Raw genomic sequence first — 14,734 nt, 5'->3', positions numbered from 1 at the left:
TTCAGCCTCCCTGCATCGGCGAAAGGATTTCGATACGGTCGAAAGCCTTCAGCTTATAATCGGCACGCTCTTCCGAATGCACCAGATCGCCGTTTACCGCCGTCGCCAGCCACTCACCCTCGTATTCGAGGCTGGCGAGCAGGCCGGCCAGCGTCTCGGCGGCGAGATCAAGCTCGTCGCCATTCACCAGAAGTTTCATGATCCTTTTCCTTTTTAGAGAGTGTTTGGCAGACGATTTCAGCCGCCTGCCGCGCCATCGCCGGCGACAGCAGAAAACCGTGCCGGTGCGCGCCGTTGATGAAAATGGTCCTGCCATCCTGCGTGACATCAGGCAGATTATCTGGATAGGCGGGACGCACCCCCGTGCCGGTCTCGATGATTTCCGCCTCCGCAAAGGCCGGATGCACGGCATAGGCGGCATTCAGGAATTCCATCATCGAGCGGGCGGAAATGGCGCCCGCATCCTCGGTTTCGATCATCGTTGCGCCCACCATGAAACGACCGGGCTCGCGCGGCACGATGTAAAGCGGAATGCGCGGATGCAGCAGCCGGACGGGACGAGAAAGAGAAACCTCCCGCGTGCCGAGATAGAGCATCTCCCCCCGCACACCGCGAAGGCTGGAAATCGTTCCCACCGCCGCAGGCCCGGTGCAATCCACGACCCGGTCGAACGGCTGTTCGTCCAGCGGAGTACCCATGTGGAACCGCACACCCATGAGGCAAAGCCGCTCATATAGCGATTGCAGCGCGAGGCGCGGATCGAGATGCCCTTCGTCCGAGAAATAAAGTCCGGACCTGAAGCGACCGGCAAGATCGGGCTCCAGACCGGCGATTTCGCCCTCATCCACCCAGCGATACCCGCTGGTCCGCGAGGCGAAACGGGATAGCTCCGCCTTGTCACGGGCGGGTGCGACGACCAGCGTGCCGTTGCGGACCACAAGACCGGGGACCGCTGCATCCCACCAGTCGAGCGCCGCCTGGCCGAGCGTCAGAACCGCCGCTTCCGCATTTTCGCGCTCGCACCAGGGCGCCAGCATGCCACCCGCATACCACGATGCGCCGCGAGAGGGTTCGGCATTGCGCTCGCAAACCTCGACGCTAATGTCGTTCCCCGCCAGTTCGAAGGCCGCCGTCAGGCCGGCGACCCCCGTTCCCTTGATGAGAACACGCATGTTATTCGGCACTCGCGGACGTCGAAAGCGGCATGTAAAGCTCGCCGCCTTCCTTGAAGCGTGCGGCCATGGCCTCCAGCCCCTCCTTCTGCGCCTCGGCGCGGATATCGTGGGAAATCCGCATCGAGCAGAATTTCGGCCCGCACATGGAGCAGAAATGCGCGACCTTGTGCGCCTCCTTCGGCAAGGTCTCGTCGTGGAAGGAACGCGCCGTATCCGGGTCGAGCGACAGGTTGAACTGGTCTTCCCAGCGGAACTCGAACCTTGCGCGCGACAGCGCATCGTCCCGCACCTGCGCAGCCGGATGGCCCTTGGCAAGATCGGCGGCATGAGCGGCGATCTTGTAGGTGATAACGCCAACCTTCACGTCGTTACGATCCGGCAGGCCAAGATGTTCCTTCGGCGTGACGTAGCAGAGCATCGCCGTACCGAACCAGCCGATCATCGCCGCCCCGATGCCTGAGGTGATATGGTCGTAACCGGGCGCGATATCTGTCGTGAGCGGCCCAAGCGTGTAGAAGGGCGCCTCGCCGCAGGTCTTCAGCTGCTTGTCCATATTCTCCTTGATCTTGTGCATCGGCACATGGCCGGGGCCTTCGATCATCACCTGGCAATCTTTTGCCCAGGCGATTTGCGTCAACTCGCCCAGCGTCTCCAGCTCGGCGAACTGCGCCGCATCATTGGCGTCGGCAATCGAGCCGGGCCTGAGGCCGTCACCCAGCGAGAAGGAGACGTCATAAGCGCGGCAGATATCGCAAATCTCCTCGAAATGCTCATAGAGGAAACTTTCCTTGTGGTGATGCAGACACCACTTGGCCATGATCGACCCGCCGCGCGAGACGATGCCGGTGACGCGGTTGACGGTGAGCGGAATATAATGCAGCCGCACACCGGCATGAATGGTGAAATAGTCGACGCCCTGTTCCGCCTGCTCAATCAGCGTATCGCGGAACACGTCCCAGTTGAGATCCTCGGCAATGCCGTTCACCTTCTCCAGCGCCTGATAAAGCGGCACCGTGCCGATCGGCACCGGCGAATTGCGGATGATCCATTCGCGGATATTGTGAATGTTGCGCCCGGTCGAAAGGTCCATGACGGTATCGGCACCCCAGCGGATCGCCCAGACCATCTTCTCCACCTCTTCCGCCATGGAGGAGGTGACGGCGGAATTGCCGATATTGGCGTTGATCTTGACCAGAAAATTGCGGCCGATGATCATCGGCTCAAGTTCCGGGTGGTTGATGTTGGCGGGAATGATGGCGCGACCCGAGGCCACTTCCTGACGCACGAATTCCGCCGTGACATAATCAGGGATATGCGCGCCGAAACTCTCGCCGTCACGCGCAAGCTTTTCCTTCGCGGCCTCGCGTCCGAGATTTTCGCGGATGGCGATGAATTCCATTTCCGGCGTGATGATGCCCGCCCGCGCATAGGCAAGCTGCGTCACCGCCTTGCCCGCCGTCGCTTTAAGCGGCTGGTGGCGCACGCCAAATTCCGGCGTCAGCCGCTCGCCGGTGGCAAAGCCGTTATCCTCCGGTTTGACGTGCCGGCCCTCATAAGCCTCGACATCGCCGCGCGCCACGACCCAGTCGTGACGCAGTCGCGGCAGACCCTTTTCAATCAGAACGGGATGGGTCGGATCGGTATAGGGGCCGGAGGAATCATAGACCGTCACCGGCGGTTCGCCCGCCGTCGGGTGCACCGCGATCTCGCGCATCGGCACGCGAATATGCGGATGAAGGATTCCCGGTTTATGGATTTTCGTGGAGGCGGCATGCGGTCCGGTGGTAACCGACAGCGGGATAGTCTTGGCAGCGATATTCATCTTGAGGCTCCAAAGTTTGACTGTGGAGACCCAGTTCGAGCCGGAATGATGGAAAATACCGAAGTGCCGATACGCGGCGCCATGCGCCCGCCCGACATCAGGTCTTTGCACCGTCCCTACGCCAGTATGAACTGGATCAGGTTCAACGGGTCACTGCGCATGAAAGCAGAATCTCAGCCCCTTGACGGGACACCCCTGGTGAATGGCCACAGCAAAAGACACCACCCGGCTTTTGTCAAGGCCGCTCATCAACGCTTGGCAAAGGTGCGGGAATGGCGCATGCTGCCGTTAGTTGTAATTAACCTAACGGTTTAGGTGAATATTATCGTTTGCGGCATAACGATAAGCACAAACCTTCCTAGTGTTGATTTCATTGGAGATACGTCGGAATGAATGCGACTATTCGTGAAATACTGGCAAAATTCGGCCAGCTTCCCACCCCTGTCGATACGATTGCAGATGAAGCCGATCTTTATGCAGCGGGCCTGTCTTCCTTTGCGTCGGTGCAATTGATGCTGGGTATTGAAGAAGCTTTCGATATCGAATTCCCGGACAATCTGCTGAACCGCAAGTCCTTTGCGAGCATCAGGGCGATTGAAGACACCGTTAAGCTCATTCTGGATGGTAAAGAGGCAGCCTGATGAACGTGACCGTGGCGCCGCAGGATGAAACGCTGTCCGCGCGCGCGGGCCGTGTCGCGATCATTGCCGCAAAGCATGCGGATGAGGTGGATGTCACCGGCCGCTTCCCGCAGGAAGCCGTCGATGCCTTGCGGCAGGAACGTCTGCTCGGCATTCAGGTGCCCTCCTCGCTCGGCGGCGAAGGCGCCTCCGTTCAGGAGATCGCCGACATCTGCGCCCGGCTCGGCCAGGCCTGTTCGGCAACCGCGATGATTTTCGCCATGCACCACATCAAGCTGTCCAGCCTGGTGGAGCACGGCGTGGAGAGCAGCTGGCATCCGGGCTTCATGCGCCGCGTTGCCGGCGAACAGCTTCTGCTCGGCTCCGCCACCACCGAAGGCGGCATCGGCGGCAATCTGCGCAACTCCATCTGCGCGATCGAAGTCGAAGGCGATAACTGCCGGCTGGAAAAGGATGCCACCGTCATTTCCTATGGCAGCAATGCCGATGCGATCCTCATCACCTCGCGCGCCCACAAGGATGCCGCGCCCGCCGATCAGGTGATGACCGTATTCCTGAAAAACCAGTATACGCTCGAGAAGACCCATGTCTGGGATACGCTCGGCATGCGTGGCACCTGTTCGGATGGCTTCCTGTTCCGCGGCGAAGCGCCGGCGGTACAGATTTTCCCGAAACCTTTCGCGGAAATCGCCGCGCAATCCATGCTTGCAAGCTCGCATCTCCTGTGGAGCGCCGTCTGGTACGGTATTGCCTCCGACGCGGTGCTGCGTGCGCAATCCTTCGTCAGGGCCGCGGCCCGCAAATCACCCGGCACCGCCCCTCCGGGCGCGATCCGCCTTGCCGAGGTTTCCACCAAGCTGCAGGTGGTCAAATCCAACATCATCGCCGGCATCAAGGCTTACGAGGATACCAAGAGTGATCCCGAAAAACTGATGTCGATGGCCTTTGCCGTTGCCATGAACAATGTGAAGATCTGCTCTTCGGAAACCATTCTTGAGATCATCGATCATGCCATGCTGGTCTGCGGCATCATGGGCTACAAGAACGGTACGCCCTATAGCCTCGGCCGGCACCTGCGCGACGCGCATTCCGCCCGGCTGATGATTTCCAACGACCGTATTCTCGGCAATTCTGCCAATCTCCTGCTGGTTCACAAGCAGGACACCAGCCTCTTGGGATAAGACCATGGACATGCAAACATCGTTTCTCGATCGACTGTTCGAAGAAGGCCTGCTGATTGAAACGGGTGTGGACGGTCTTTATGGACGCAGCGGCCAGTTCGAGGATGTGATTGCCGCATTCGAGCGGCTGATCGACCGCACCGGTGGCGCCGATGGCGCCGAAGCGATCCGCTTTCCGCCCGGCATCAACCGTGCCTATTTCGAAAAGAGCGGTTACATGAAGAGCTTCCCGCAGCTCGCCGGCACTGTCCATTCCTTCTGCGGCTGCGAACTCGACCATGTCAGCCTGCTGAAGACCATGGATGAGGGCGGCGACTGGACCAAGGACCAGAAAGCCACCGACATCGTGCTGACGCCGGCGGCCTGCTATCCGCTTTACCCGACGATTGCCAAGCGTGGCGCCCTTCCTGCCGGCGGCGGTCTTTATGACATCCAGTCCTATTGCTTCCGCCATGAGCCTTCCAAGGATCCGGCCCGCCAGCAGCTTTTCCGCATGCGCGAATATGTCTGCATGGGCACCGAGTCCGACGTCACCGAATTCCGCCAGACCTGGATGGATCGCGGTGTGGAGATGATGAAAGCAGTCGGGCTCGACGTCACCATCGATATCGCCAACGATCCCTTCTTCGGCCGCGCCGGCAAGATGCTCGCCAACAACCAGCGCGACCAGAACCTGAAATTCGAGCTCTTGATCCCGGTCACGTCAGCGACCAGCCCGACGGCCTGCATGAGCTTCAATTACCATCAGGATGCCTTTGGCCAGAAATGGGGCCTCAATCTTGCGAATGGCGATGTCGCCCACACCGCCTGCGTCGGTTTTGGCCTCGAGCGCATCGCACTCGCATTGTTTGCCCATCACGGTCTCGACGTGAAAAAATGGCCTGCAAAGGTCGTGGAAACCCTCTGGGGCTGATTATCCATGCGGCAGATTTTTCCGGGTCTCGATCCCCAAAACTATGTGCAGCATCCGCTTCATTCCTCTGAAAGAATGTGGCCGGAGACCAATTGCTACATCGATTTGTGGATCGAGGTACTGGCCTCGAAAGGATTGCCACCGGAAGCCATGTTCGGTTTCACGCTCACGCAGGATTTCGAAGGTGACCAGTTCACCTTCTTCAAGGTGCCGCTGGAAGATCTCGAAGCACTTTATGGCGTTCGCGCCACCGAACTTGCGATCTTCGATAAGGTGGAAAACCATATCGAGGCACAGCTCGAGCGCGGCCGCATCTGCCTGATCGAGATGGACAGCTTCTATATGCCCGACACCCATGGGGTGGGATACCGGAAGGAACACGGCAAGACCACCATCGCCATCAACCGGCTCGATCTCGAAAAGCGGGAACTCGATTATTTCCACAATGCCGGCTTCTTCCATCTCTCCGGCGAGGATTTCGACGGGCTGTTCCAGCATCACCTGGCCGAGACCGACCCGCCTTTCCTGCCCTACACCGAATTTGCAAAATTCGCGGACGATAATTCCTCACCCACACATATTCGCAAGACGGCCGAACGGCTGCTGAAATTTCATTTTTCGCGGCGGCCCTCCGCCAACCCGGTCCGTGCTTTTGCCAGCGTTTTTCCGGCACAGGTGGAAAAGGTCGCCGACAGGCCCTTTGGCTTCTTCCATAAATATGCCTTCAACACGCTGCGCCAGCTCGGCGCGAATTTCGAACTGGCGGCAAGCCATTTCGAATGGCTGGACGCGGACGGTTTCTCTGAAGCAAGAGACCAGGCGCTCAGGATTTCCGAGGTTGCCAAAACCGTTCAGTTCCAGCTCGCCCGCGCCGTTACCCGCCGCAAATTTGATGCGCTGGCCACCGTGCTCGATCCAGCAGCGGATGCGTGGGATGGCGTGATGAAAGCGCTTGCGACCAAACTCACTGATGCCAGCGAGGCCGCGTGAGGATCTACCTTCCCGGCGAAAGCGAGGAATTGCTGAGTGAAGGCTGGACGCTGACGCTGACGCCCGCCGGTGCCTGTGAGACGCCGTCCGATATTCCGGCATCGCTCGAAAGCTTCCACGTCTCCGTTCCCGGCACCGTGGCGCAGGCGCTGGAAAACGCCGGAAAATTCGACCGCCTTGCCCCGGCGCCCCTCAATGACAGGGATGCATGGTACCGGCTGACGATGATTTCCGATGCCAGTGAGCGTGCCACCCTGCGCTTCGATGGTCTTTCCACCATTGCGGAAATCTTCTTCAACGGCGAGCTGATCGCCGCCAGCCAGAGCATGTTCGAAAGGCTGGAAGTGCCCGTCGAACTCACAGGCGCGGACGAGCTTTCGATCTGCTTCCGGGCGCTTGCGCCAAGACTTGAAAAAACCGGCCCCCGCGCCCGCTGGCGGCCGCAGATGATGAATACACAGGGGTTGCGGCTGATCCGCACCACCGCACTCGGCTATATGCCCGGCTGGTGCCCGGAAATCCACGCCGCCGGCCCATGGCGCCCCATCAGCCTGATAAGGCAGGACGGGGTGCTGTGCACGCTCCGATCTTCACTGGACGAGGCAGGGACGGGGACAATCGGCATCGCGCTGGAAACCAACCGGCCTGTAACGTCGGTACGGTTGAGCTGCGCGGGTTACAGCGCCGATCTTTCCAAGGTTGAGAATGGCAAGTTTTCCGGCGAACTCCGCATACCCGATGTCGAAACATGGTGGCCTCACACCCATGGCAGACCGGCGCTGCACGCCGTAGTTCTGGAACTGGACGGCACGCAGCACAGGCTGGGACGCACCGGTTTCCGCAGGGTTGAGATCGATCACGGCGATGACGGCAACGGTTTCGGCCTGAAGGTGAACGGCCAGCCCGTCTTTTGCCGCGGCGCAGTCTGGACGACGGCCGACATTGTGCGCTTGCCTGGAACGAGACCGGACTATGAGCCATGGCTGCGGAAAGCCGCGCAAGCCGGTATGAACATGATCCGCATCGGCGGCACCATGGCCTATGAGACACCGGAATTCTTCGCACTTTGCGATGAACTCGGCATTCTGGTGTGGCAGGACGCCATGCTCGCCAATTTCGATTACCCGGCAAAGGATGAGAGCCTGCGCCAGCATATCGTCACGGAAATCTCGCAGTTCCTTGAGGCCACCGCGCTTTCTCCGTCGCTCGCCGTTTTCTGCGGCGGCAGTGAAATGTACCAGCAGGGTGCGATGCTCGGCTTGCCAGAACAGATATGGAAGGGAACGCTCACCGAGGCGGTCCTGCCGGAACTCGTCGCCGGGAAGCGGCCGGATGCAGCCTATGTCGCCAATTCTCCTTCAGGCGGCGCATTACCGTTCTTTCCCAATGCCGGGGTCGGCCATTATTACGGCGTGGGTGCCTATTGCCGCCCGCTGGAAGATGCGCGTCGCGCCGATCTGCGCTTCGCCGCAGAGTGCCTGGCCTTCGCCAATATTCCCGAACAGGAAACGCTGGACAGATATCTTCCCGGACTGGCCGTGCACGATCCGCGATGGAAGGCACGCGCACCGCGCGATCGCGGCGCATCCTGGGATTTCGAAGATGTTCGCGATCATTATCTGAAGCTTCTATACGACGTCGAACCGGATGTGCTGCGGCGGGAAGACGGCGGCCTTTATCTCGACATGTCCCGCGCCGCGACGGCCGAGGTCATGGAGGCGACTTTCGCTGAATGGCGGCGCAGCGGTTCCTCCTGTCAGGGCGCTCTGGTCTGGACCCTGCAGGATCTCGTTCCCGGCGCGGGCTGGGGTATCATCGATGCCACTGGCCGGCCCAAATCTGTCTGGCACGCGTTGAAAAGGGCGTTCCGCCCCATCCAGGTTGCTTTTTCCGATGAGGGCACGAACGGGCTGGATATCCATCTCGTCAACGAGACCGGCGGCGGCCTCGAAGCCATGCTGGAACTAACCTGCCTGCGCGAAGGCGTGCAACCCGTCGTCCACGCCAAACGACCGCTCACGCTTTTGCAGCGACAGAGCCAGACCATTGCCGCAACAGATTTGTTCGGCGCCTTTTTCGATACGACCTATGCCTATCGTTTCGGCCCTCCGTCCCATGATGTAACGGTCGCCCGGCTTCGCGACCTTGCGACAGGACATGTGATCGCCGACGCGTTCCATTTCCCTCTCGGCCGGAAAAAGGCGCTGCACGCCGCCAACCTTCAGGCCACGATCAGCGAAACGAGCGGCAACTGGTCTCTTGAAATCGGCACGGACCGGCTGGCGCAATCCGTCCATGTCGAAGTGCAGGGCTACTACGCCTCAGAAAACTGGTTCCATCTCGGCCCCGGCGAAACCAGAAAAATCAGCCTCCTGCCGGAGACCCCGGCGACAGAAGCCCCGCCTTCCGGAGAGGTCGTGTCACTGGGTTCCAGCCGGCGATTTTCCTTCTAGAGCACGGCGGCCCAGCATTTTTACTGCAAATGCTCGAGAGCCAGCCGCTTCACCGCGTCGATATAGATTTGTTTGGCTTCCGGCGTTGAAAGATTGTGATCGGCATCGGGGATAATGGTCAGCGACACGTTCTTGTAGGCGGCTAGTCCTTCGCCATTGGCGTCAAAGTAATATTGGAAGTGTTCCAGGCCATCGTCATTGTCGCTGTAGAGCAGATGAACGGCGGTATCATTCGCTTTTAATGCGTCGAACGCGCCGTAAACGGCGCGCCCCTCTTCACTGCCCTTGCGAAACAGCTTCGCTGTTTTTGTCGAAAGCCTCTTGATCGTCGCCTTGACGATGTTCAGCCCCGCACTTGCCACATCGACATCGCCGCTGATGAGACGCTTGAATGTCGCACCCTGTCGAAAGCGCTGGCTGTATTCCCCGAAGGAACGCGGACGTTTATGCAGCGCCTCATCCACCGAGCGGCCTTTGCGCCAATGGAAGACAACCGGATTGACCGCAACCACGGCACGGATCCGCTCATCGGCGATTGCGCCGTTGAAGGCGAGATACGCGCCGCTGCACCGGCCCGCCGCAATGAAAGGTCCCTTGCCGCGCTTGCCGAGAAAATCGAGTGCGGCAGCCACGTCGTCATTCTGCGCGGCATCGTAAAGAACCTGCTCGGGCACGTTTTTGACCGGGGGGCTGTCGGCAATATTGGCCGCGTCGAAGCGAAGCGACGCCACACCTTCGCGCGCCAATATTCGGGCCATCTTTACGGAAAGCCTGCCCCAGCCCGCATGCCGGTCATAGGCGGCGCCCAGCAGAAGAACTGAGGAAACCGCCTGCCGATCGTCCGGCCCGCAAAAAACACCGAAAAGCCGTCCGCCTTCTCCAAATTGCACCGGCTGCTCGACAAAACCGCGCCCACGCTGCGAGGCATTGAGGGTGAAATCCTCCTCGGGGATCACCGGACTCTCGGCCTGGGTCCGGGAGAGTATCCAATCGACCAGGCGGTTGACCACATCGTCGGATATTTTCGAGAGCGTAGGGCTGGAGACGAGATCGTCATAGCCTGAAAACTCCGCCTCCTCCACCTCACCGCCAATCGCGGCGAGATGCTTGGCGAAATCGGCATCGGTCACGCGGCCCGGTCGGGAAAGAGCAAGAATGCTGCGCGCCGGAACGGCCGTCAGATTTGAAAGATTGGCCTTCCTGATCGCATCCGCAACACCCGCAGGCAAGGCCAAGCCGGCAATCGATCCCGCCTCCGTCATGCGCTGCGCGGGCCGAAGGCCAAGGCCATCATCGATCATGGACGACCACATAGCCAACTCACGCAGATAAGCGCGGCCGGAAACGACAGGCGCCAGAAGCGCCATGGAACCCGCTTCGGCGACATCGGCAAACGCCTGTACCGCGATCAGGCAGCCGACGCCCTGAGCGACAACAACCACCTCAGCGCAGCCTGAAAGACGCTTCAAACCGTTGAGCGCTGCACGCGCGTCAAAAACCCAGTCCGCCGCACGGCCCACATCATCAGGATCAAGGGCATCACCCGCGCCAAGATAGTCAAATCGCAGGCTGGCGACGCCGCAAGCGGCCAACCGCTCGGCCAATATGCGTTGAAACTTGCGGCTGCACAGCTCCTCCATGCCCCATGGGCTGACGAAAAGAACGGCATGGCGCTGTCTGACATCTTCGCGCGCCGGATGGAAAATCCCCGTGAGCCCGTCAAAGGAGATCGGATGCGCAATTGCCCCATTTAGGGCAATGCCGGAAAGCGACAACGCATCAAGAGACGGATCGCTGCCTGTACGCTCTGAAATATCTATCGCCATCGACCTTGCCATCATTACGCCAGTGTCTGGCTCAACCGCTACGGGATCATTATATCGAAGCGTCTTAACGCCTGTTCCACAATAAAAACAACAACATTAGAGAAGTCTAAAAATATAGTCGCATTTATATCGCCTGCCACCCACACGTTGTAAAAACAGGCGTCGGGATAGCGGACAAGTCTCGGCGGAGCCGCTATTTTGCTCGAAACCGCTTGAATATACTGATAAATAGCGAGTCCCATACCTATTTGCAGGAGGAGGTTGCGCCACCCGGCCACCGGATCGTCTAGACACCGCGCAAACCAACACGCCGAGCCTCGCCCGGCAGGTCATAGAAGTTTTATATGGAACAAAGCCTTACGCGTTATATCTGGTCGCACACGAGGCGGCAGCAGCTTTTCATTCTGCTGATCGTGGCCCTGTCGATGATCCCCTATTTCCTCGCCTTCGATCTGCCCAAGCAGATCGTCAACGGCCCAATTCAGGGGGATGGTTTCGAAGGGGCGAATGCGACGCAGCTTTTCATGCATCTCACGGTCGATATTCCCTATTGGGGCACCGTGACCTTATTCCCCGGGCTCGAACTCAACCGCATGTCGATGCTGATGGCGCTCAGCCTGACGTTCCTTGCGCTTGTCATCATCAACGGGCTCTTCAAATATTACATCAATACCTACAAGGGCCGCCTTGGCGAACGACTTCTGCGGCGTATCCGCTTTGAACTGATCGACAAAATCCTGCGGTTCCCGCCCTCTCATTTCAAGCGGGTGAAGGGCGCTGAAATCTCCAGCATGGTGAAGGACGAGGTGGAGCCACTCGGCGGCTTTACCGGCGACGCCTTCGTGCAGCCGGCGCTTCTCGGCGGTCAGGCGCTCTCCGCGCTCTTCTTCATTCTCGTGCAGAATTTATGGCTCGGTCTGATCGCGGCTTTCATGGCCGCCATACAGGTCGGCATCATCCCCAAAATGCGCCGCCGCCTCATCGAACTCGGCCGCCAGCGGCAGTTGAGCGCGCGCCAGCTTGCCGGACGTATCGGCGAGATGGTCGACGGTATCGGCACGATCCACGCCTATGATACCTCCAACTACGAGCGCGCTGACGCCTCGCACCGGCTCGGCGATATCTTCAAGATTCGTTACGATCTCTACCAGTGGAAGTTTCTGGTCAAATTCATCAACAACTTCCTCGCGCAGCTCACGCCCTTCTTCTTTTATGCGCTCGGCGGGTATCTGACCCTTAAGGGCAGCCTCGATGTCGGGCAGCTGGTCGCTGTCATCAACGCCTATAAGGAACTGCCAGGACCGCTGAAGGAACTGATCGACTGGGATCAGGCGCGACAGGATGTCCAGGTAAAATACGAGCAGGTCTTCGAACAGTTCAATACGCCGAACATGATCGACGACAAGGTGCAGAAACTGTCCCCCGGAACCGTCGCGGCCATCGCCGCGCCGCTCGTCATCGCCAATCTGACGCTTGAAGACGATAGCGGCAGCCGGCTTCTGGAGCAGGCATCGCTGAAGATCGAGCCGGGCGAGGTGATTGCCATCGTCGGCGGCTCGGGAGCCGAGGCGCTGGCGGATGCAATCGGCCGCACGCTCTGGCCAACCTCGGGCAAGGTCAGCATCAACGATGTCGACATATTGGAACTGCCGGAATCGCTGACCGGACGGCGCATTTCCTACGTCTCCTCGGACAGTTATTTTTTCCACGCCAGCCTGAAGGACAATCTGCTTTACGGTCTCAAACACGCACCACTCGCAGACAAGAACTACGAGGGTGCTGCGCTGGAGCATCGCAAATGGGAAATCCGCGAGGCCAAGATGGCGGGAAATCCGCTGATCGACATCAACAGCCAGTGGATCGATTACGCCTCAAGCCCGGCCGGCGACGGCAAACCGGAGAACCTCATCCAGGCCATTCTGGCCGTCCTCGACAGCGTGGAACTGTCGCAGGATATTCTGGAATTTGCCCTGCGCTCAACGATCGATCCTCTGAGCGACCTGCACTTGGCCGCCCGCATCGTGGAACTGCGACATGTGCTGCGCGCCGAACTGGAAAAGGAAAATCTGAGCGGCCTCATCGCGCCCTTCGAGCTGGAAAGCTATAACAGCGAGGCGACGGTCGGTGAAAACCTGCTGTTCGGCACCATGCGGGACTCCTCCCAGACGATCAGGGTCGTCATCGAGAGCGACTATTTCCGTTCGCTGATGCGCGAGACCGGCCTCGTCAAAACCCTGTTCGAAATGGGGTATACGATTGCCGAAAACATCGTGGAAATCTTCGCCGACCTGCCGGGAGACCACCCCTTCTTCCAGCAGCTCACCTTCATGACGCCGGATGACATTCCGGTCTATCAACAGATGCTGCAGCGGCTTCAGGGAAAAAGTTTCGACGAGGCCAATGAGAGCGAAAAACGCGCGATGCTGCGGCTGAGCTTCTTCTATGTCGAGCCCCGCCAGCGTTTCGGCCTGCTGTCGCCGGAAATCATGGACCGGATCGTCGAAGTCCGGCACATGTTCCACGAGAACCTGCCTGACAGCCTGAAAAACGTGATCGAAATCTACGATCCGACCAAATATATGAGCGCCACCAGCCTTCTGGACAATATTCTCTTCGGCAAGGTGAGCCATCGCTATACCGACGCCTCGCGACGCATTACCCGCATCGTCGCGGATGTCATGCGCAAGCAGGGCGTGTACGAGCGCGTGCTGGCGGTGGGACTGGATTTCAACCTGGGTGCCGGCGGCAAGCGGCTTGGCCCGCTTCAGCGCCAGAAGCTCAATCTCGCGCGGGCGCTGATCCGCAAATCCGATTATTACGTCTTCAACCGCCCCCTTCCCGGTCTCGATCCCCGACAGCAGGAGGAAATTGTCGAACGGGTCATCACACTCCTGAAACAGAACAACAATAACCCCTCGATCGTGTGGGTCCTGTCGAATGCGCACCTCTCACGCATGTTCGAGAGGGTGATCGTCGTTCATCAGGGCCTGGTCACGGCTGACGGAAGTTACGAGACTCTCGCCGAGGAAAACGGTACATTCAAGGACATGGTCGCGACATAAATCCAAGAATGTGACCGAGGTGGAACAAGAACAGGGTAAGGCAATGCTGTTTAAAGACGAAATTCAGATGTTGAAAAGGGTCCCGTTTTTCTCGGAAATGGAACCGTCCAAACTCAAGCTGCTCGCATTCGCATCCGACCGGGTGTCCTATCACGCCGGGGATATACTCTTCCGACAGGGAGATGTCGGCGATGCGGCCTATGTTCTCCTGACCGGAAAAGTGGATGTTCTGGTCGATTCCCCATCGGGCACGTTGAAAGTGGCCGAGATGACCGGCAACGCCATCGTCGGTGAAATCGCCATCCTCTGTGACAGCGTCAGAACCGCAACCATCCGCGCCTCCACCAATGTGGAAGCCCTGCGTATCGGCAAGGAACAGTTCTTCAAGCTCATGTCCGACTTCCCCGACATCACCATCAAGGTCATGCGCGTTCTCGCCGAACGCCTGACCCAGACGACGGCGGAGCTGAGCAAAGCACGCGCAGGCGTAAAGACATAAACGACAATTCCTTGCTACCTTGAATGGCGATATTGGAAAAATAAATGTCGTACTATTGCAATATAAATGAAATGCTGACTGAATAAGGGGTAAAGACGTCCGCTGAAAATGTGCGGATATAAGAATCTATAGAAACAACGGGCTTTCATGGGAGGAAAGCGTGCAAGATTAC

General features: G+C 59.1%; 11 protein-coding genes and 1 riboswitch. Of the genes, 7 read left to right on the top strand and 4 right to left on the bottom strand.

Annotated elements, in window-relative coordinates; all coding sequences use genetic code 11:
- Position 1 precedes the first annotated feature (1 nt).
- The 3 genes from thiS to thiC are packed head-to-tail and all read right to left on the bottom strand — an operon-like array spanning position 2 to position 2,997.
- Positions 2-199 carry a sulfur carrier protein ThiS gene (gene thiS / locus AC5YUO_RS09335; protein WP_003521310.1) on the bottom strand — a complete coding sequence of 66 codons (198 nt, stop codon included), beginning with the start codon at positions 197-199 and terminating at the stop codon, positions 2-4.
- Positions 168-1,172 (bottom strand): glycine oxidase ThiO, encoded by a 1,005-nt coding sequence (thiO, locus tag AC5YUO_RS09330; protein ID WP_496153087.1) that lies wholly within the window; start codon positions 1,170-1,172, stop codon positions 168-170. Before thiO ends, thiS begins: the two co-directional genes overlap by 32 nt.
- 1 nt (position 1,173) lies before the next feature.
- Positions 1,174-2,997: a phosphomethylpyrimidine synthase ThiC gene (gene thiC, locus AC5YUO_RS09325; protein ID WP_496153086.1), complete on the bottom strand. Its 1,824-nt coding sequence runs from the start codon at positions 2,995-2,997 to the stop codon at positions 1,174-1,176.
- A gap of 95 nt (positions 2,998-3,092) precedes the next feature.
- Positions 3,093-3,204, bottom strand: a riboswitch (TPP riboswitch).
- A 182-nt stretch (positions 3,205-3,386) separates the two neighbouring features.
- Between thiC and AC5YUO_RS09320 the strand changes: the two genes are divergently transcribed.
- Genes AC5YUO_RS09320 through AC5YUO_RS09300 form a run of 5 tightly spaced genes read left to right on the top strand, consistent with a single transcriptional unit; the run spans position 3,387 to position 9,175 of the window.
- Positions 3,387-3,638 (top strand): acyl carrier protein, encoded by a 252-nt coding sequence (locus AC5YUO_RS09320; RefSeq protein ID WP_003521307.1) that lies wholly within the window; start codon positions 3,387-3,389, stop codon positions 3,636-3,638.
- The gene (locus tag AC5YUO_RS09315; RefSeq protein WP_496153085.1) at positions 3,638-4,819 is read left to right on the top strand and encodes an acyl-CoA dehydrogenase family protein; all 1,182 of its coding nucleotides are present in this window, start codon (positions 3,638-3,640) and stop codon (positions 4,817-4,819) included. Before AC5YUO_RS09320 ends, AC5YUO_RS09315 begins: the two co-directional genes overlap by 1 nt.
- A gap of 4 nt (positions 4,820-4,823) precedes the next feature.
- Complete coding sequence (locus AC5YUO_RS09310; protein ID WP_400817001.1) at positions 4,824-5,732, top strand: amino acid--[acyl-carrier-protein] ligase; 909 nt, start codon at positions 4,824-4,826, stop codon at positions 5,730-5,732.
- A 6-nt stretch (positions 5,733-5,738) separates the two neighbouring features.
- Entirely contained in the window at positions 5,739-6,722 is a 984-nt protein-coding gene (locus AC5YUO_RS09305; protein WP_496153084.1) for a DUF1839 family protein, read from the top strand.
- Positions 6,719-9,175: a beta-mannosidase gene (locus AC5YUO_RS09300; protein ID WP_496153083.1), complete on the top strand. Its 2,457-nt coding sequence runs from the start codon at positions 6,719-6,721 to the stop codon at positions 9,173-9,175. Before AC5YUO_RS09305 ends, AC5YUO_RS09300 begins: the two co-directional genes overlap by 4 nt.
- A gap of 20 nt (positions 9,176-9,195) precedes the next feature.
- Here AC5YUO_RS09300 and AC5YUO_RS09295 read toward each other — a convergent pair whose 3' ends face one another.
- Positions 9,196-11,001 (bottom strand): serine aminopeptidase domain-containing protein, encoded by a 1,806-nt coding sequence (locus tag AC5YUO_RS09295; protein ID WP_496153082.1) that lies wholly within the window; start codon positions 10,999-11,001, stop codon positions 9,196-9,198.
- 344 nt (positions 11,002-11,345) lie between these two features.
- Here AC5YUO_RS09295 and AC5YUO_RS09290 point away from each other — a divergent pair, with 344 nt between their 5' ends.
- Complete coding sequence (locus AC5YUO_RS09290; protein WP_496153081.1) at positions 11,346-14,063, top strand: ABC transporter transmembrane domain-containing protein; 2,718 nt, start codon at positions 11,346-11,348, stop codon at positions 14,061-14,063.
- Between the two features lie 43 nt (positions 14,064-14,106).
- The gene (locus tag AC5YUO_RS09285) at positions 14,107-14,562 is read left to right on the top strand and encodes a cyclic nucleotide-binding domain-containing protein (protein WP_400817011.1); all 456 of its coding nucleotides are present in this window, start codon (positions 14,107-14,109) and stop codon (positions 14,560-14,562) included.
- Positions 14,563-14,734 lie beyond the last annotated feature (172 nt).

The organism is Agrobacterium sp. LEGMi-208b, from assembly GCF_059511785.1.
This window is presented reverse-complemented; position numbering and strand designations above follow the sequence as displayed.